Raw genomic sequence first — 19,109 nt, forward strand, 5'->3', positions numbered from 1 at the left:
GGGGTCGGTGTAGCTCCGCTGACTCCGATGAATGATGATGGTTCCTGTGTTGACTACAATGCAATAAAGTCTTATGTAGACTTCCTGGCTGAGAAAGGTGTCGACGGAATGTTTGTGCTCGGCACGACCGGTGAGGGGACGTCCCTCCCATTGGCGGAAAGAAAGAAGACTCTAGAGTCGTTCCTCGAGGCAAACAAAGGGAGAATGACGGTTGTTTCTCATTGTGGAGCTGCAGTGCTTGAAGATATTATCGAACTGCTAAAACACTCAAAGGAATGTGGAGCAGATGCGGCAGCAGTAGTTTCGCCTTTCTTTTTCAACCACAAGCAGGAGGAGCTCTTCAGTTTCTACGACAAGATAGCGGAAGCTGTTAGCGACTTTCCTCTGTACATTTACAACATTCCCTCTCTAACAAAAAACCCGGTTAGTGTCGATGTAATTGCCAGACTCCACGAAAAACATAAGAATATAGTCGGTTTGAAAGACAGCAGCGGCGATTTCGTGAATTCGTTGACCGTGATTCAGGCTCTGCCGTCGACGTTCAGTACGGTCGTTGGATGCGATGCGGCTTTCGTATCCGTTCTAATCGCCGGAGCCAGAGGCTGTGTTTCAGGCCCCGGAGCAGTCTTTCCGGAATTCTTCGTCAAGGTCCGCGATGCAGTGAAAGATGGTGACTTCGACAAGGCATTTGATTATCAGAAGGCTTTGACAAAGCTGACGATGGCAGTGGGAAACGGTGCGAATATTCCATACATGAAACATGTTCTAGAAAGAAGGGGTTTGAAAATGGGAGGAGTCAAGACACCTCTGAAAAACCTCACAGATGCGGAAATAGAATTACTTGACAATAATCTTGTTGCTGTTATGCATAAGATAGGCATTGATTTCTAGCTCTCTCAACAAAAGAAGCGCCTGGAGATCCTCCAGGCGCCTTAAATCATTTATCACAATATGACAGATTCGCCGTTCTTTATCTCTATGGAGCTCCCCTGCAAAGCTCCGAACTTTTCGATGGGTTCGCTTGCCACTATTCTTACTCCATCCCTCTCATAGAGGAACAGGGCGTGTTCCGTGTCATCTCTCTCGGAATTCTGTCTTATGGCCCATACGTTCTCATAGTCAGTAAGAAAAGCGTTAATGGATGTGTACTTATAGTTGGCAGCCACGAAGCCCGATGTGATTTCTAGAGCTGTCTTCGGCTCATACCGCTCAAGATTACCGACGAGTATTTCGAAGTATCTCTGGGTATCTGTAGTTCCTTCGTCGCTTGCAAAATCATAAATCGTACCGTTGTGACAGAAGGCGTAATTCCTTCCCCTAACGGTTGAATAGAAGGGATGTACATGCTCTAGATTGACTGTGTATCCCTTCGATGCCTTTCTCGAGTGGATTATGCCCACTCTGGAAATCGGCATCTTCACATCACTCTCAAAGATCGCGCCCGAGCTATTGAATGTCTCTCTTCCTTCGCCGCGCACGGCATAACCCCAGCCGTCTCTGTGAGGACTTGAGATTCCCTTCTCGGAGATGCTGCTTAGAAGGGCAAATATCCAGCTTGCGTCGATGTCTTCAACTGCTTTGAAGGCCAGCATTCTGCACATTTTTCATTCCTCTATTTGACTGACTCTGCTATCTCGAGAAAATACTTGTGAATTCTCAGATCATCTGTCAGTTCGGGATGAAAGGAAGCGGCTATCACTCTGTTCTGCCTAACAAGTACAGGCGAGCCATCGTAGCTTGCAAGAACTGCCACTTCTCTTCCTGTCGATTCAATCTTCGGAGCCCTTATGAATACAGCTCTAAACGGTTCCGCACCGATCTCATCTATCTGGATATCGGCCTCGAAACTGTTGATCTGTCTTCCGTATCCATTCCTTTTCACACTAATATCCAGAGCGCTTAAAGAGTCCTGATTAGAGACGTTTTCGATAGCCTTCGAGAGGAGAATCATGCCCGCGCAAGTAGCGAAGGCAGGCATTCCGCTCTTCAACCTCTCCTTAAGAAGCTCCCACATCTCAAATCTCTTCAGGAGTCTGATCATCGTGGTAGATTCGCCACCAGGCATAACCAGTGCTTTGACGGAAGATAGCTCCTTTGAATCCTTCACCCAAATAGCTTCCGCCCCCGCACTATTCAGAGCCAAAAGATGTTCCTGAATTGCACCCTGAATTCCGAGAACTCCTATTTTCAACTCTTACCAGCCTCTTTCTTCCATCCGGACTTCGAGAGTCCCGATCTCGAGACCGTCCATGGCATCCCCAACGTCCTCAGAGATTTCGGCTAGCTTTTCGGGGTTATCATAGTGCAGAACTGCTTCCACTATTGCCTTAGCCATTCTTGCAGGGTCTTTGGATTTGAAGACTCCCGAGCCGACAAAGACTCCATCGCAGCCGAGCATCATCATGAGCGCAGCGTCAGCCGGCGTGGCTACTCCTCCTGCGGCGAAATTGACGACGGGAAGCCTTCCCAGTTCTCTTACCTGACTGAGGATTTCGACAGGCGCACCGATCTCCTTTCCGTAGTGGACGAGCTCGGCATCATTCATCATCTGAACCTTTCTGACTTCTTCATTGACCGTTCTCATGTGCTTGACGGCTTCGATGATATTACCGGTACCGGCCTCTCCTTTTGTACGAATCATCGCGGCTCCCTCTGCGATTCTCCTAACCGCCTCGCCGAGATTTCTGGCTCCACAGACGAAGGGAACGGTGAATATCCGCTTGTCTATGTGATATCTGTCATCAGCCGGTGTAAGGACTTCAGATTCATCTATGAAGTCAACTCCGATGGCTTCAAGGATCTTCGCTTCGGCGATATGGCCGATCCTTGCCTTAGCCATGACTGGAATCGTAACGGAATCCATTATCTCTTTGATAAGGCCAATTTTGGCCATCCGGGCTACTCCGCCTTCTTTTCTTATATCTGCCGGTACTCTCTCAAGAGCCATTACTGCCGTGGCGCCGGCATCCTGAGCTATCTTTGCCTGCTCGGGATTCGTGACGTCCATGATTACGCCGTTCTTGAACATTTCAGCGAACCCTTTTTTCACTGTCCAGGTTCCCTTTGCTTCCATTTTCAACACCTCTCCTCTTTATCGTTGTTCCAATAGTTGCTCTCTACTCTTTCCAATCCTGGAGCATCTTTCTTCCCTCTTCCGACTTTTGCGCAGGGTTTTCCTTCGACCTCCACGATATCAGCCGTGAAGTCCAGCTTGTTTTTCAGTAGAGACGAACCAACTCCGTAAACATCTGCTGGAACATTGAGCTTTTCGAAGAGATCTATCTTCTCCGCCGTGAAACCGCCCGAGACGACTATCTTCAAATCTTTCATTCCGCACCTGTCAAATTCCCTTCTAGCCCTCCAGACCAGTTCGGGACAGACTCCCAGGGAGGAAGCGTCTTTCGGGACGACCGAAACGTCTCTCAAACTGCCAGACGTATCGAATCTCACGCCCCATATCTTTCCCTTTCCCGGACCTATAACAACCGAAGGGTCGGTCTTGCCAGGTACGAAATCCTCACCGGTCTCGGCCTTGTAAGTGCGGGCAACGCAATCGACCGAAGTTCCGATTACGTCGTTGTCCCAATCGACCAAGATTATTCGATTGACTCCGCCCTCTATGTAACGATCGAAAGCCATTGCGGCCTCGGCCGTATCGCCTTTATATACTGCGATAAGCGCGTGAGGTATCGTCCCCATGCTCTCAACGCCCCAGTAATCTGCATTCGCATCGGTAGAGACTCCGAAGGCCCCGGCCTTGAGCGCCGCGTATCCGTCCGTTGCCTGAGTCCAGAAATGATCGAATCGCGCACTGAAGAAGAGTATCTCCTTGCCTCTGGCGGCCTTCACGACGGACTTGACGGCAGTCGCAGTTGAGGAGGCTCTCGCAATAACACCCAGCAATATGGTTTCGAGATACGAGAAATATCTGGGGTCGCCTTCTATCGTCATAACAGGTTCCATATCCTTTGCTTCATCACCATCATACAAGGCGCGAACTTCGAGTTCTGGCCATTTGTCAACCCAGAGATCATTCAGCTTCATCTTCAGATCCCATTTTCGAGCGGTCAGCTCCACCAGTCCATGCCGATTCATCTCCCAGGCTGCGTGGTTGACTTCCTTCTCAATCTCTAATACCTCTTCGAAGAGCCTCTTCGCCTCTTCTTCATTCGAGTAATAACCGGTCCCAAAACGAAGAATGGCGAGCGCTTCGTCAATTCCCACTATTGTCGCGTCTCTTCTCGGGAAGAGCTGGTATAATACCCTTGATTTCTTATCTGCCTTTTTGAGGACTTCGACAAGTCTCGTGAAGTATTTGTCAGAATAGTATCCGGCTCTCATCTTGTCAATCGGTACTTTGAAGACCCTCGGGTCGATTCTGCACTTATCCACGGAACGCCCCCTGTCTCTACCCTCATTCGCGAGTGAAAATTCCGGAGAAATATATCCGGTAACCTGATTATATAATAATAAGTCACTTTCGGCTCGCGACCGCTGCTGATCCCCATGAATCAGACAAGTCCAAAAAGAAACCGGCCACAAGGCCGGTTCCCAAGACGTTATCTGCTCTATATCCAGTCTATCGATATCTTTGACATATCCGATTTCACATTGATCTGACAGGTCGTTACTGCCTTATCTATGTTGGTCGAGACAAAGCCCTTTTCTCTCTCCATAAGATTGTTGAAATTGCTCCAGTTCAACTCTCCTTCGTGAAGAATGCTTAAAGCAACGTCTTTGGGAGTCCTTATATTCAGAGAAGTCACTTCACAATCTATATCCACGATCGAGTCTTTCAGTTGGGAGGGGATTATAGACAATCTGGAGAGCGATGTCTTGATTGTAGCCCTATCCAGATTGAGATTCGAAAAATCAAGAACTGTATCGGCTCCATCAAGCGTAGCCTCGACCCTTACAACCGGCTCCGAATTGACTTCGATGTTCATTCTCGACTTTGACAAGACACTTGAAACACCGGACTTTGCTTTGCACCTCGCCCTTACAATGCCCTTTCCCTTATCCATATCGTATTTCAGATCCCCGTTAAAGCTCATTCTATCGAAACTTACGTTTGCATCAACTCCGTTGGATGTGTTGTCCATAAGCAGCACCTTCGTAAGGTTAGCATCAAGTTCAATATCTAGTTCGTCGAATTCTTTGGGTCTTGACATATTGAGAATCTGTCTGGTCGAGCTCGGCGCCTTTCCAAGCTTGAAACTCTTCTTGAAAAGCGTCACTACACCCCATCCCACTATGTAAGATCCAATCATGGCTACAATGAGTTCCCAGAAACCCCATCCTCTGAACCCTTTGATAATATTCCAGCCTATCAGAAGGTCAATAACGAGAATTCCTCCGAATATCAAACTACCCATATGTTCCGACTTAAATCTTCTAAACACCTTAAGCCCATGATAGATGAAGATAATGGCAAAGAAGATTTCAATTGTGAAGGCAAAGCTCGGTATTATATGGGTTACCGAAAGAATGATCAGTATTCCCAGGAAAATCGCAAATAGTGCTCCAAATCTCATCTCTTATCACCCTCTTCCTTTAGTCAGGTCGATTTCGGTTTTTCAGGTGCCTCTGGCTCTTCTGAAGACTCTTCGCTTTCAGCATCTTCCTCTGTCATTACTACATCTACTGAGTCTTTAAGCTTCTTAAGCTCCTCGTCGACTTCTAGCATCTCTTCAATCTCCTTTTCGGAGTATCCAAGTATTCCCAGCATCTCGACAGCATACTCTTTCGTAAGTTTCCCTTCTTTGAAAAGCAGAAGTATCTTCTTGGTCTCCTGATCCTGGAGATTCTCTTCCACGGTCGCTCGATCGGATCTTCGCTCTTCCGAAACCTTTGGTGCCGTCTCAACCTTGACTTCTTTGGCAGGCGTTCCCCTGTACTTGGCATTTATAATGAGATCTCCCGACACGCTGCTCATTTTCAGATATTCCTGTGGCTCTCCGTTTCCCGACCTGTAATGCTTCTTGTCTACTTTAACAAGTCCTACGTCAGAGGAGACATCACCGCTTACCGATGAGATAGCGGCATCAAATCTTGGCTCATCGGAATAAGAGATAATTGCATCCCCGCTTACCGTAGAAACACTTGTGTCTCTTTCCATCGGAGGAAGCCCCTTTATGTTCAGATCGCCAGAAACTGAGCCGAATTTACCCCTTCGGTAGTTCGAAGCGACGAATGTCAAGTCTCCGCTTACTGTGCTGAAATTGAACTCGTTCATCGAACAGTTCTCTATCTTGACATCACCGCTGACGTTGTTTATCTTAAGGCCTCTAAGATCAAAATCAGTAATACTTATGTCGCCGGAAGCGTTGTTTACATCAAGTTCCTGGATGCTTCTTGGCACCAGAAGCCTTATATTATTGACATCCGCTCCGCCGTCAAAGAGATTCTTTATAAAAGGAATATTGATGTTAGTACCCTTCTGGAATCTTATCGTAAGCTTCTTTCCTGACCTTTCGGCTTCGGGAACATAATCGTTCGAATCCACTTCGACGTACGCAATCACATTTCCCTCTTCAACAAGGTCGATCTGAAGATCCGCGCTAGCCGAGGTTGTCTTCAAAATCTCAATACCCGAGCTGTCGAATTCAAACTTTTTCTCCACGACCATACCTCCTCAATCCTCTACCTTTATCGTTACTCTCTTGTCCTCGGTTTCAATTTCAACCGACTCTCTAGTCTTGATTACCTCTTCAAGCACTTCCTTGAGATTGTAGTCTACCACTCTTCCACCGATTCTAAAATTCGCGTCTTTTTCTTTAACGAAGTTTCCTACAAACCTTGCCAACCTAACGGGTAACTTAATATTTGCTTCCACTTTTCCGGTGAAGTTATCCACAACCTCTATGGTGAATTTCCCTCCTGACTTCACTTCTTCATATGATTCAAAGAACTCCTCTAGCAAGTCCCTGCCCTGCTCGGGAGAAACCTTTCCATCGGCAACGAGCTTCAGAATCTTTAAGACTTCTTCTCTATCCACTTTGATCACCTACTTCTTTTTTCTGACTTTTCTTAACATCTCAAGGGCTTCATCTGGCTGTAGTTCTCCGGATTCAAGTCTTTCAAGGATTCTTGAAGCCTCCTCCCTATCTTTGTCGACAACCTGGTAGCCCATTGCCCTAACAATATCCTCGAGTCTGTTTCTAGCCGTCGGATAGGAAATATCCAGTTCCTTCTGAACCTCGGATAGATTGCCTCTATTCTTGATGAAAGTCTTCAGGTAGTCGAGCTGCTCGGCAGATAGCTTCATGATATCGTCAAGCTCAAATCTTCCCCTAATCGTTGTGCCACAACTATCACACTTGTACTCTGTGATCGTCATCTTCCCTCCACAGACGGGACAGTTGCTAATTGAGTATTTCATCGGTCCACCTCCAAAACATAAGTTGAACAAATATCACCTTCAACTGAGTTCATTATACAACTTCCGACTCAAAAAGTCAAACTATAACTTAAATATATTTAGATCCACTTCAATTTATTGTATTAGACTTCAATTAATTCAAGATAAGAGTTGAGTCCGTTTCGTTTATTAACTTTCGTAAGCGTTATCTGAAGGGATGGCGAAAGACATATGAGCCTCAATTTCCAATAAAAGCCTCATTCCCTTGGAACTAAGACTTCGACATTAATCGACACTCATATTTTCGATTACTTACGAAGAACTATTGCTGTTCCAAATGAATTAGTAAGGAAGTACATAGAAAAACATCATCATGAGAAAGGTGAGATTGCCGAGCATGACCAGAATATGCCAGAGTTCATGGTTTCCGAATTTCCCTGGAAATGGGTTCGGTTTCTCCCTTATGAAAATCACTGCGCCAACCGTATAGAAGGCGCCGCCGAGAAGCAGCAACAGGATGGCAGAAAGCCCCAACCTTATATACACACTGTAAACCAGCGCAAGCGAGAGCCAGCCCATTGAGAGGTATCCCGCCATTGATAACCAAAGGGGCATCGTGGAAAAGAATACCGACTTCAGCACGACGTTAAGGATGGCAAGACTCCATATTATCACGAAGACCGTCCAGCCAACCCAACCGCCGACGACAACGAGACAGAAAGGCGTATAGGTGCCGGCGATGAGAAAGTATATCGCAGTGTGGTCGAGGATAGCGAAGACCTTGAAATACTTTCTAAACCACAAGAAAAAGTGAAGGAGTCCGCTAAAGGTCATTGAGACGACTACGGTTGTCCCGTATATCGCGAAGCTTACAAGATGTAACCATTTACCCTGAATAGCAGAGAAGACTATCAAGAACACCAGCCCGGCAAGTCCGAGAACCGCTGCCACTATGTGACTAATCGCATTGAATCCTTCATTTGAGTTCTCGCTCGTAACCATGGGGTCGAGTTTTCGGCCTTCTATTGTGCTCACGAAGCTTCCTTTCTGGAAAAGTATTTGATCATCTATTATAGCCCAGCCCGCGCTTCGCGACAAAGAGGAAGTATTCAGCATCAGTACTCTGTAACGGTGCATCGAAATGGAAACTACTCGATAAAGAGAACACTAAGGGGAGACTCTCTGCCATTTAATGGATGAGAGAGGAAGGCGTGAAATTGAGATAATAGAAACAATGAGATCGATCCAGGGATATTTCAGGAAGGTGAGGGGAGCGTGCCTTCCGGAGCTGTGCCCTATTAATCCTCCGGGAGCCGCATCATAGTTGAAGAAGTCTTTTGAGGTTATCGGCGGCTCTTATGAATAGCGGGCAGCGGCCTTAACGGCTTCGATCAAATTCGTGGGATCGGCAATTCCCCTTCCCGCAATGTCGAAGGCCGTTCCGTGATCTACGGAAGTCCTCAGAATTGGCATTCCAAGGGTAATCGATACGGTCCTATCGAAATCCAGTGTCTTCGTTGCTATGTGGCCCTGGTCATGGTACATAGAGAGAACTGCAGAAAATGCGCCTCTTCTTGCCATAGAGAAGATCGAGTCTGCCCCTATCGGTCCGAGGACATCAATCCCTTTCTGCCTTGCTAGCTCAACGGCGGGAATAATTTCATCGAGTTCCTCGCGCCCGAAGAGTCCACCTTCTCCGCCATGTGGGTTCAAGGCTGCAACACCAATCGGCCTTCGCTGCTCGATGTCCAGCTGCTTAAGGACTGCGTCACATCTAACTATATAATCGAATATTCTGTCTCTCTTCACCATGCGACAGGCCTCCATAAGTGAAACGTGTCTGGAAAGAAAGAAGACTCGTAGCTCACCGGCTATTTCAAACATCGTCAGCGGGTCTCTCGCCCCCAATAGCGAGCCCAGAATCTCGGTATGTCCTGCAAAGGGAACTCCTGCAGCCTTAATGGACATTTTGTTAATCGGTGCAGTCGTAATTGCAGAAATCTTTCCCTTTTGCGCCAGTTCCGCAGCCTTCTCGAGGTATTCATAGGCGGCCCTTCCGCATCCACCGCAGATCTTTCCGTAATCGGGTAGGTCATTAGCATTCCCCATGTCAATCAACGAGATATTGCCTGAAGTTGATTCCATCTCTTCATTTAGGCCCTCAACCAGAGTTATGTCAAGCGACAGCTTATTTCTGTAGATCTCTCGCTGAATGATCTTGCGGTCCCCAATAACAACCGGCCTGCAGATCTCGAAGATTTCCCCGTGTGCTATAGCTTTACAGACGATCTCGGGGCCGATGCCTGCGGGGTCGCCAATAGTGATCGCTATCAAAGGTTTTCCAGAAAGCCTTTCCGGTAGAACCGGCTTTTCCATAGGTTTCAGAAGCAATACTAACCCCCGTACATTGTAGACGCGTTCGTTTCTATCCCTCTCCGAATATCTCTGTCCTTATTCCCGTCATGTACCAGTTGAGAATGTCAACACAGATCTCGGCTGCCAGTCTATTCTTCTCTGAAGCGGCAAAAGAGAGCTTTGCACCCAATGAGGAGATGAGATCGAAACCGCAACAGCTGCCCTCATTCTTCATGAATTCGGCGATTTCCCCCATTCTTTCGAAATCATCGGCAACAATTGCTTCTTTGAGGGATTCAACGTCACCATGCCTTCTTATCAAGAAGCTGTCAACAGCACCCTCCATACTTGCTTCAATCGTAACCGTCACTCTCTCCATCAGTCGCCTCCGGCAGAAAATAATCTAGTAACTCTTTCCAATATCCGCGGTCCTGTCAGAACCATATAACGATTCTATATGATTATCCTGATATTATGAAGTCTTGTTTTCACCTGAACTATGTGCTTACCGATAGAGCAGTCGAAAACGCCAAACTTGCTCTTCAAACTTCCTCCAAACGCTCTCGATCTGTTCGTCCTTTCGTAGTCAATGTTTAGGTAATAGAGAACAACGAAAGTAATTACACCCATCTTCTTTCGTTGAGGAATGCCTAACGCCAATTTTTAGCATTGAGCTCCAATGATCGTGCCTGTTCAATGCTAATTACTGTTTTTTTCGCTTAGACATATATTGTATAATCATACTAACAATATCATTCGCCGATCCGGGATATTCCTCTTGCTGACAAGACAGAATGGTTTATCTATGCGTTGTATGTGTCACTCAATAGATTCACGATAGCATAACAAGTAATGTGTTCTCACTTTAATTTGTTAGGAGGCGAAAGATGAAGAAATTCTTGCTAGTCGCTTTAATTGCGATTCTCGTAGTTAGTGCGTTTGCCGGTAAGGTAACGATCTGGAGCTGGCGGACACAAGATGCTCAGGTCTGGAGAGATGTTGAGGCCGCACTCAGGAGTCAGGGACTCAACATAACGATCGAATTCACAGCCTTTGCTCCAACGGAATACGATTCAAAGGTAGCTCTCGCTCTGCAGACCGGTGAAGGTCCAGATATTGTCTACTCCAGAAGACTTCCTGGAGGAAGAACTCAGGTTCTAATTGAAAACGGGCTCTATCTTCCGATCGGTGATTTCACGGACATGTCAAACTTCCCTCAGGCTTCGCTGAACTCTGTTACATGGGAAGACGAAGTTTATGGAGTTCCTTTCGCAGTTCAGGTGGTCGGAATATTCTACAACAAGGACTACTACGACCAGTTCGGACTTGAAGAACCTGAAACCTGGGACGAACTAATCGCTAATGCTGAAGTGTTCAAGAAGAACGGTATCACCCCATTCTTCCTTTACGGAAAGGAAGCCTGGGCGCTGGCAATGTAGCATGCGATGTGTGGCGTCAGCATTCTGGGACCAGACTGGATAAAGGCGCTCACTGATGGCGAAACGAACTTCCTGGATCCAAAGTTCACCGACCTCAACAAGAAACTTAACGACCTCAAAGTTTACTATCAGGATGGATTCATGGGTAATTCGACCGTAGATCAGGATGCCGCTTTCGCATTTGGACAGGCTGCAATGGTGTTCTACGGAGCATGGGGCTACCAGACATGGAAGGATCTCAATCCCGATCTAAATGTCGGCTACTTCATGGTTCCTCCGGAAACAAAAGACCAGACACCTTACGCCTACACATATCTCGATGGAGCGATCGCTTTGACATCAAACGTCAAGAATCTCGAGGACTCAAAAGAGATCATCAAATTCTGTGCCACTCCTGAATTCGGTACGATATTCGCCGGAATCACTTACAATATTCCTGCCGTTGTTGGCGCAGAAATCCCGCCCGATCCTCTTCTAGAAGAGGTTCTTGATGTTTACAACAACAACGCCTCTCCATGGGTTTACTGGGTAGGCTCTGTATTCACAACACAGAAACCTTCTCTCTATGACGACGTTCTTAGCCCAGGAATGCAAGCTCTTTACGCAGGGCAGCTTACTCCCGAAGGACTCTCTCAGATGGCTCAGGACGCTATTTCTCAGTGGTACCCGCCTTTGATGAACAAGTAATCAGTTAATTCTTCTCTTCCCCGCCAGCCAGCGGGGAAGAGTTCATTGAGGAGAAACGAAGATGCAGATTAAACTTAGATACCTTCTTGTTTTCATCTTACCTGCCCTGATTCTGTACTCTATGTTCATAATATACCCACTGATCGACAGCCTCATACTGAGCTTTTTCAGCTGGTCTGGTGTAGGGCCGAGGACCTTCGTCGGTTTAAAGAACTTCCGTACGCTTTTTACCGGAAGCTTTTCCAAAGAACTGTTCAATGCATTCTCACATAACGTTTATTTCTTCATCATGCTTGTAATCTTTGAGCTGGGACTCGGATTCCTTATTGCACTTATGCTGGCAAGCAAGATAAAGGGAGCCGGAGTGTTCAGAGTGGTCACATACATTCCAAATATGATACCTCTGGTTCTTGTGGGATTCATGTGGGTGCTCTTCCTGAATCCTCAAGCAGGCCTTGTTAACCAGCTTCTAAAACTTGTAGGGCTTGGAAGATTCGCACAGCCGTGGCTGGGTCAGGCAAGTACGGCTCTCACGACGATTATTCTGGTGAATGTTTGGCGAAATCTTGGGTTCTATGTACTCGTTATTCTCGCTGCGATACTTGATATATCGCCTGAATTGATAGAGGCCGCTTACATTGATGGTGCCAACAACTGGAAGATTACGTGGAGAATAATATTCCCTCTGACGTTTTCAACTTTCAGAACGCTAGCAATTCTCATTTTCATATGGAGTTTCAATATATTCGACATGGTATACGCTCTTGTGGGCGTACAGGCTGGTCCTTACAGAACTACTGACGTTCTCGGGACTCTCTTCTACAGGACGGCTTTCGGAGGACTTGGCAGCGGGGCAGTCGACATGGGACTGGGAGCTTCGGTAACAGTCTTCATCTTCACCATAGTTATGCCCGTCTCGATTCTGTATGTATACATTGTCGAGAAGAGACAAAGGAGTGCTTGAAACATGCTGAAGCTAAGTCTTTTCGGAAAGATAATCGTCTACTTCCTTCTGGCCGTCTACTGCCTGGTCATACTTGTTCCTTTTTTCATGATGATTTTGAACTCTCTCAAGTCGATGAGGGAGATCTATCTTCAACCCTTCTCCTTTCCGTCAAAGGTTATGTTCGAGAACTATTCAAAGGCCTGGCAACAGGCCGGTATAGGGACGGGCTACAAAAACAGTCTGATTGTTGCCGGAACCTCGGTAATTGGAATTGTTATAGTATCCTCTATGTTCGCCTATGCAATTTCTAAGTATACCTTCAAGGGAAGAAGATTTCTCTTCATTTACTCGATGCTAGGTCTGGCCTTTCCGGCGAGGCTCGCAATAATCCCCATATTCATACTACTGAGAAACTTTCATCTCACGAACTCTCTGCTTGGACTGATTCTAATCTACACCTCCGTAAATATCCCTTTCTCTGTCTTTCTTCTCAAGAATTTCATTGACGGGGTTCCGAATGAGCTTTCTGAAGCAGCCAGAATCGATGGAGCTTCTCCGATGCAGATATACTGGAAGATTGTACTTCCACTGGTCAAACCGGCTCTCTCCATAGTATCGATTGTCAGTTTCGTCAATGTGTGGAACGATTTCTTCTTCCCACTGATCTTCATAACCGACAGATCCAAGGCAACTATAACTCTCGCAGTCTCGATCTTCTTCGGAGAATACGTCAATCAGTGGCACCTCCTCTTCTCGGGCCTTACTCTTGCAGTGGCCCCGACGATAATACTCTTCTTGTTGTTCTCAAGGCAATTCATAACAGGTATGACGCAGGGAGCTATAAAGTGAGGTGTCTGGCGTGAAAGTGAAGCTTGGAATCGACTGTCTTCTGGCTGGAAACCAGCTGAAGAGTAAACGGATCGGTTTGTTAACCAATTCCAGCGGTGTAAATGGAGATTTACGAATCAACGTTGACCTGTTGCTCAGTAACAGATTCAACATCGTGAAGTTGTTCGGTCCCGAACATGGAATCTCGGGAGCCGCGGCAGATGGAGTAAGTGTAGACAATGCGGTCGACCCTAAGTACGGCATCCCAATCTATTCGCTCTTCGGAGATGTCATACGTCCTACAGAAGAAATGCTTTCGGGAATTGACTCCTTTGTTTATGATATCCAGGATGTCGGACTTCGCTTCTATACATACCTCTACTCTCTTGTATATTCGATGGAAGAGTGTGCAAAGCGGGGAATAGAGGTAGTTGTTCTCGATCGACCCAATCCTCTGTCCTGCAAAGTCGTCGGCCCAACAATTAAGAAGAGATTGGACAGCATCGTTGGTGGCTACGGTTTGGCTCTGAGGTACGGTATGACAGTGGGAGAAGTTGCGAAGTACTTCAACAAGCTTTTTGACATCGGCGCAGATCTGATCGTAATCCCCATGGAGAACTACGACAAAGACATGTATTATGATGAGACCGGCCATCTATGGAGTACTCCCTCTCCAAATATACCTTCTCTTGAACATGCGATACTATACTCGGGCTTCTGTCTCTTCGAGGGCACGAACCTATCCATGGGGCGCGGCACTGTTCATCCCTTCAAATACATAGGAGCGCCATGGATTGACTCCTCATCGCTTTATAAGGAAATGAAAAAGCATGATCATCCCGGTGTTGCCTTCAGAGAGAGGAGTTTCATTCCTGGGGCATTCAAGTTGCACGACCAGTCTTGTAATGGTCTTGAGTTCTATGTTGCCGATAGAAACACCATTAAACCCTTGGAACTTGCTTTAGACATAATCGCCACTCTAATAAGATTGTGGCCAGAGAAATTTGACTGGGATGTGCATTATCACGGGACCAGCATCCCTCTAAACAAGATGTGGGACGGCAGATACCATTTCGACCTGATAATGGGAGAAGAAAGGTATAGAGAAGAGTTGCTGAAGGGAGCAACTTCAGCAGAGCTTTCCCGCTTATGGGAAGGTGAACAGAGAGAGTTTGAGAGTCTGATCGAAGAATTCAGGATCTATTGAGTTTCTCAAATGCCTGTTCTGCAAGGATCTCATCCACGTTCCCCGTGAAGAGTGAGGTCTTGTGGTTGTTTATCATCTCCGAGAATCTCTCGTTATAATAGGCGGAGGCAAATGAGCCGCCAAATGTGTGGATTGTATCGACCTCACCTGTTCTCTCAAGAACGTTGAGAGTCCTTTTTGCCAGTATCTCTATTCCCTCATCTGCAACTCTTTTAGTCAGTTCCGAAGGGTCTTCTAGAGCAACTCTGCTGAATGAGGCGATCTTCGTTTTCATATCAGGCAGAAGCGTAAGATTGACAAGTTCCTCTATGCTCTCCATCTCAAAGAATTCTACAAGCCGATCGAAAACGGGATCGTGAGGAATCAATCCATCTCTATACTTGAGCGCTGCGGTGATCAGCTTCATGGAAATCCAATAGGCGCTTCCCTCGTCATCGAATATGTGTCCCCAGCCGCCAGACTTCACGGCTTCTCCCGCATAGTCATGACCGTAAACAGTAGAACCGGTTCCAGAAACGACAACAACACCTCTTCCTTCGCCGACTGCCGCTCTGTAAAGTCCCTCGATGTCCATAATCACTTCGATGCTAGCTCCTCTGAAAACCGATTCCAGCGCCTGAACGAGCTTTCCTTCGCGAGTTCTGTCTCCCGCACCGGAGAAGGCAGCGACTATCACATCCGGGACCCATATGTCGTCGCGAACTAACGAGAAAATCGATATGAGATTGCTACTGCTGACCGCAGTTATATTAACCCCGGTGCCGTAGTTCTTTCTTATCTTACCTTCACTTGAGATTGCAGTGACTCTAAGATTAGTTCCGCCTCCGTCCATTGCGATGATTTTCTTACTCATTCTACTCTCCTCACAACTTTTAGTCTGTAGCGATCCCCTCTGTAAACAGATCTGACCACTTCCACACATAGATTCTTATTGGTAAATGTCTGTCTCTCTCTAGATATTGCGTAGCTGTCCTCTTTGACTTTTAGATGCTTCGCCTCTTCTCTCGACAACCTGCAAACCTCGATGTTCTCCTGGGCATGATCGAGGACAATGGAAAACTCGTTTTTCAGAATTGCGTAGAGCGATTCTTCACTCATATCTCTATTCACTATGTTGAGAATCCTTATATCTGCCAGCGGATTGAGGTAGGCTCTCTCAATTCCATACGGTTCATCATCGAGATACCTAACTCTTTGGAGCAACACTACCATACCGTCCACGGGAATACCGAATAGCTCTGCTATCTCTACAGGAGGAACGATGAGACCGTCTTTCAATACTATCGACTTCGCTTTACGATTGTCTCTGGCAGCTTCTTCGGTGAATCCTGTGAGGGTACTGATACTTTCCTCGTGTTTTTCTTCGACGACGAAGGTCCCCCGACCTTTAGAAGACTCGATAACGGATTCTCTCTTCAGTTCGTCGAGCGCTCTCCGCAGCGTCAACCTGCTTACCTTGAACTCGCCGCAAAGCTCCTTCTCAGTAGGAAGTTTCTTTGAGTAAACGCCTTTGCCTATTCGCCGTTTAAGCTCTTTGTAGATTCGGTAGTAAACCGGAGCTCCAGCCTCTCTCACTTCACTCCTCCAAGTTCTTTTAGAGCCGAACGCACATGGCCTCTGTTACGCTTCAAAGATTCCTCGCACTGACCCTTCCCGAGCCCCGTCAGTGCCATGAGAATCGCAAGAGGGACCTCCCTGCCGGAGGCATCGAGTATCTTCGCGGACTCTTCATAAGAAAGGTCACTGATTTCCGAGATTATTCTTGTTGCACGATCGACCAGTTTTCGGTTAAGAATCTTCACGCCTATCATGTAGTTTCCGAAAACCCTTCCTACCCTGACCATCGTTATAGTGCTTATCATATTCAGGACCATCTTCTGAGCCGTCCCAGCCTTCAATCTCGTGCTGCCCGTAACTACCTCCGGACCGGTTCGCACGGCAATAGTGACATCTGCTAGCTCCGCAAGGCGAGGATTCCCTACGTTACATATGATTATCGTTCTTGCTCCCTGCTTTCTTGCGTGTCTCAGTATTCCTTCAACGTAAGGTGTCCGGCCCGAAGCCGAAATCCCGATTACAGCATCTCTTCCGGATATAGCGACTTTCTCAGCCTCTTGCTCTCCAAGTTCAACACTGTCTTCGGCGTGCTCTACGGGGTTGGCAAGAGCTTCCTGTCCTCCAGCCATAAGTGTCACGAATAGCTCCTTTGAAACACCGAAAGTCGGAACGACCTCCGCAGCATCCAAGACTCCTAGACGGCCACTGGTACCTGCCCCTGCATAGACTATTCTTCCTCCCGACTGAAGAGATTCGACGCACAGTTCAACCGCAGAAGCGATTTCTTCGAGGACCTCTCTCACAGAAAGAGGTACCGTTGCATCCTCTTCGTTCATGATCCTCAACATTTCATAAGTCGATAGTTCATCCAAATTCATTGATTTGGGATTCGACCTCTCCGTATCAAGCTTATCAAACTTCATCCTAGACCTCCTGCGGTATCTTGACCGGAAGTTTTCCTTCGGCCACTATCGTACCCTTCAAGACCTTCATGATGCTCTTTTGCGAAACGGCTTCGTAGCCGTAACTTAGAATGCAGTTCTTCACACCGTTCACAAACGCGTCGTATGGGTTTCTCAAAGCGATCACAAGCATCCTTCCCGTTCTCTGCGAAAGCCTAAAGAGTAGCTCCCTTTGACCATCGTGCAGATGAGCGTTCTCGGTGAAAACCAATTTTATGCCTTTTGCGGGGGCACTAGCTGCTATTCTGGCCGCTTCATCAACGGTGAGATTAGGTGCAAAATCAACTACTGGACTGTCCGTTATTTGTGCGATCTCTCTGGCCACAGCAGGAACCCCTTTCTGGGGACCATCCTCTACCTGGACCAATCTGGAAAGCCTGACCGCGAATATCGTGCTGACATCGCTTACTGGTAGAGGAAGCAGAGACCTGTCATTCAGAATGGCCGTAATTGAATTGTCAGAGATCTCTTGCATCGTCTCAAGGCTTTCCGGTGAACCTATCCCTTCGAGCGATACTCTCGCCGATGAGACAGCCTTCATCCTGAATCTCTCTACTCTGCTCAGCGACTGCTGAAAACGACCTTCAAGCTCGGAAGATCTCTCAATTTCCTTTATCAGAATCTTCTTGACTCTTCTCTGAATTTCCGGTTCATGGCAGTAAGTAAGATAATCCATACCGTTTTTCAGACCCTCTATCGCGGCCTCCTCGGGTTTGAAGTAATTGCTCACTCCGCCCATGCCAAGATCGTCAGCGACCAAGACTCCCTGATACTTCAAGTAATCCCTCGCGAGATCGGTTAGGATCTCTCTAGACATTGAGGCCGGAACGCGCCTAACTTGAAGCTGCGGCATGAATATGTGAGAGGGCATTATAGAATCGGCAGGAACTTCTTTGAACGGCCTCAGTTCTTCAGAATCAAGGGTGCTGAGTGGAAGGTCTAGTACCGGCAGATCCAGATGAGCGTCTACGTCCACCCTTCCCTTGCCAGGGAAATGCTTAAGGCAGCTCATAACACCATTTTCACTCATAGCATCAACAAATGCCCTTGCGTAAGAGATTACCTGCTCCGGAGAATCTCCAAAGCTTCGAACTCCAATTCCAGGGTTTTTTGGATTGCAGTTTACATCAACTACAGGAGCAAGATTCCAGTTGACACCGATAGCTCTCATCTCTCTGGCCATGATACTACCCGCAAGAAAGGAATTCTCAACTCTATTGGTTGCCGCTATTGCCATCGCGCCAGGAGAAACAGAGAAGCCTTCCCTGAGTCTGCTCACAATTCCGCCTTCCTGATCTATAGCTATTGCGGGCTTGTATCCCAGTACTCTCTCAATCTCGTCTACCAGAGCCCTAACCTGAGCTGCATCGACAATGTTTTTCGAAAAGAGAATCACCGCTCCGGGCTTGACTTGTACAAGAGTCTTCTCCGTGTCGCTATCGATTTCCGGTCCGGGAATTCCAATAAGAAACAGCCGTCCAACGGCTTCATCTAGATTCAAATGAAAACTCTCCTTCATTCACTTTCGACAGCTCAATTCTAATTTCTAATTGGTTGTATTGTCAATTGTATATTTGTCTAGTATGAATATACATAATCAATAATACACTTGCTCATCGACCTTAGTTGACTATAGTTCCAGCTAACCAGCCTAGGAAAAACTTGGAGGAAAAACAAAAATAAGATAGCATTGCTGTTGGGAGAACCGTGGTCGGGGGTAGCCGTAGGGGGTTGGTAAGAGCAATAACAGAAGTGATGCTGCCTCCGG

At 46.9% G+C, this 19,109-nt stretch carries 22 protein-coding genes; 6 read left to right on the top strand and 16 right to left on the bottom strand.

Annotated elements, in window-relative coordinates; genetic code table 11:
- Nucleotides 1-891: dihydrodipicolinate synthase family protein (locus tag B3N33_RS05170; protein WP_292592386.1), on the top strand; the 891-nt coding region annotated here is incomplete at its 5' end.
- 53 nt (nt 892-944) lie between these two features.
- Here the strand turns inward: B3N33_RS05170 and B3N33_RS05175 are convergent.
- From B3N33_RS05175 to B3N33_RS05230, 12 genes are all read right to left on the bottom strand, one after another.
- Nucleotides 945-1,601 (bottom strand): class II glutamine amidotransferase, encoded by a 657-nt coding sequence (locus B3N33_RS05175; protein WP_292592388.1) that lies wholly within the window; start codon nt 1,599-1,601, stop codon nt 945-947.
- A gap of 11 nt (nt 1,602-1,612) precedes the next feature.
- Nucleotides 1,613-2,191: a pyridoxal 5'-phosphate synthase glutaminase subunit PdxT gene (gene pdxT / locus B3N33_RS05180; RefSeq protein ID WP_099830504.1), complete on the bottom strand. Its 579-nt coding sequence runs from the start codon at nt 2,189-2,191 to the stop codon at nt 1,613-1,615.
- A 3-nt stretch (nt 2,192-2,194) separates the two neighbouring features.
- A complete protein-coding gene (pdxS, locus tag B3N33_RS05185; RefSeq protein ID WP_099830503.1) occupies nt 2,195-3,073 on the bottom strand; it encodes a pyridoxal 5'-phosphate synthase lyase subunit PdxS in 879 nt (292 codons plus the stop codon).
- A 2-nt stretch (nt 3,074-3,075) separates the two neighbouring features.
- Nucleotides 3,076-4,341: a nicotinate phosphoribosyltransferase gene (locus tag B3N33_RS05190; protein WP_165775396.1), complete on the bottom strand. Its 1,266-nt coding sequence runs from the start codon at nt 4,339-4,341 to the stop codon at nt 3,076-3,078.
- Nucleotides 4,342-4,568: 227 nt separating this feature from the next.
- Nucleotides 4,569-5,534, bottom strand: coding sequence for a hypothetical protein (locus tag B3N33_RS05195; protein WP_292592390.1), 966 nt, complete (start codon nt 5,532-5,534; stop codon nt 4,569-4,571).
- 23 nt (nt 5,535-5,557) lie between these two features.
- Nucleotides 5,558-6,628: a DUF4097 family beta strand repeat-containing protein gene (locus B3N33_RS05200; RefSeq protein WP_292592392.1), complete on the bottom strand. Its 1,071-nt coding sequence runs from the start codon at nt 6,626-6,628 to the stop codon at nt 5,558-5,560.
- Between the two features lie 6 nt (nt 6,629-6,634).
- Nucleotides 6,635-6,997, bottom strand: a complete 363-nt coding sequence (locus B3N33_RS05205; protein WP_102819253.1) for an SHOCT-like domain-containing protein — start codon at nt 6,995-6,997, stop codon at nt 6,635-6,637.
- 9 nt (nt 6,998-7,006) lie between these two features.
- Nucleotides 7,007-7,381 (bottom strand): DUF2089 domain-containing protein, encoded by a 375-nt coding sequence (locus B3N33_RS05210; RefSeq protein WP_006489399.1) that lies wholly within the window; start codon nt 7,379-7,381, stop codon nt 7,007-7,009.
- A gap of 321 nt (nt 7,382-7,702) precedes the next feature.
- Nucleotides 7,703-8,395 carry a PAQR family membrane homeostasis protein TrhA gene (trhA, locus tag B3N33_RS05215; RefSeq protein WP_292592393.1) on the bottom strand — a complete coding sequence of 231 codons (693 nt, stop codon included), beginning with the start codon at nt 8,393-8,395 and terminating at the stop codon, nt 7,703-7,705.
- Between the two features lie 321 nt (nt 8,396-8,716).
- Nucleotides 8,717-9,751: a 4-hydroxythreonine-4-phosphate dehydrogenase PdxA gene (gene pdxA / locus B3N33_RS05220; RefSeq protein ID WP_292592395.1), complete on the bottom strand. Its 1,035-nt coding sequence runs from the start codon at nt 9,749-9,751 to the stop codon at nt 8,717-8,719.
- A 34-nt stretch (nt 9,752-9,785) separates the two neighbouring features.
- Complete coding sequence (locus B3N33_RS05225; protein ID WP_292592397.1) at nt 9,786-10,094, bottom strand: cytoplasmic protein; 309 nt, start codon at nt 10,092-10,094, stop codon at nt 9,786-9,788.
- A 74-nt stretch (nt 10,095-10,168) separates the two neighbouring features.
- Entirely contained in the window at nt 10,169-10,375 is a 207-nt protein-coding gene (locus B3N33_RS05230) for a hypothetical protein (RefSeq protein WP_292592399.1), read from the bottom strand.
- A 227-nt stretch (nt 10,376-10,602) separates the two neighbouring features.
- On the opposite strand from B3N33_RS05230, the gene B3N33_RS05235 reads away from it, so the two are divergent.
- The 5 genes from B3N33_RS05235 (at nt 10,603) to B3N33_RS05255 (ending at nt 14,822) form a co-directional block, all read left to right on the top strand.
- On the top strand, nt 10,603-11,154 hold the full coding sequence (locus B3N33_RS05235) for an ABC transporter substrate-binding protein (protein WP_292592400.1): 552 nt from the start codon (nt 10,603-10,605) through the stop codon (nt 11,152-11,154).
- Nucleotides 11,155-11,160: 6 nt separating this feature from the next.
- Entirely contained in the window at nt 11,161-11,841 is a 681-nt protein-coding gene (locus B3N33_RS05240; protein ID WP_292592401.1) for an extracellular solute-binding protein, read from the top strand.
- Between the two features lie 61 nt (nt 11,842-11,902).
- On the top strand, nt 11,903-12,805 hold the full coding sequence (locus B3N33_RS05245; protein WP_099830495.1) for a carbohydrate ABC transporter permease: 903 nt from the start codon (nt 11,903-11,905) through the stop codon (nt 12,803-12,805).
- 3 nt (nt 12,806-12,808) lie between these two features.
- Nucleotides 12,809-13,636, top strand: a complete 828-nt coding sequence (locus B3N33_RS05250; protein ID WP_099830494.1) for a carbohydrate ABC transporter permease — start codon at nt 12,809-12,811, stop codon at nt 13,634-13,636.
- 10 nt (nt 13,637-13,646) lie between these two features.
- Complete coding sequence (locus tag B3N33_RS05255) at nt 13,647-14,822, top strand: exo-beta-N-acetylmuramidase NamZ family protein (RefSeq protein ID WP_292592403.1); 1,176 nt, start codon at nt 13,647-13,649, stop codon at nt 14,820-14,822.
- On the opposite strand, the gene B3N33_RS05260 is transcribed toward B3N33_RS05255, so the two are convergent.
- From B3N33_RS05260 to nagZ, 4 genes are read right to left on the bottom strand one after another with little or no spacing between them, the layout of a single operon-like run.
- On the bottom strand, nt 14,809-15,675 hold the full coding sequence (locus B3N33_RS05260) for a BadF/BadG/BcrA/BcrD ATPase family protein (RefSeq protein WP_102819249.1): 867 nt from the start codon (nt 15,673-15,675) through the stop codon (nt 14,809-14,811). The two genes, B3N33_RS05255 and B3N33_RS05260, sit on opposite strands and share 14 nt — an antisense overlap.
- Nucleotides 15,672-16,397, bottom strand: coding sequence for a GntR family transcriptional regulator (locus tag B3N33_RS05265; RefSeq protein ID WP_099830491.1), 726 nt, complete (start codon nt 16,395-16,397; stop codon nt 15,672-15,674). The genes B3N33_RS05260 and B3N33_RS05265 overlap by 4 nt, the downstream gene beginning before the upstream one ends.
- On the bottom strand, nt 16,394-17,302 hold the full coding sequence (murQ, locus tag B3N33_RS05270; RefSeq protein ID WP_292592406.1) for an N-acetylmuramic acid 6-phosphate etherase: 909 nt from the start codon (nt 17,300-17,302) through the stop codon (nt 16,394-16,396). The genes B3N33_RS05265 and murQ overlap by 4 nt, the downstream gene beginning before the upstream one ends.
- A gap of 1 nt (nt 17,303) precedes the next feature.
- Entirely contained in the window at nt 17,304-18,842 is a 1,539-nt protein-coding gene (gene nagZ / locus B3N33_RS05275; RefSeq protein WP_292592408.1) for a beta-N-acetylhexosaminidase, read from the bottom strand.
- Nucleotides 18,843-19,109: the final 267 nt, after the last annotated feature.

It is taken from the genome of Mesotoga sp. UBA5825 (assembly GCF_002432955.1).
GTDB lineage: Bacteria > Thermotogota > Thermotogae > Petrotogales > Kosmotogaceae > Mesotoga.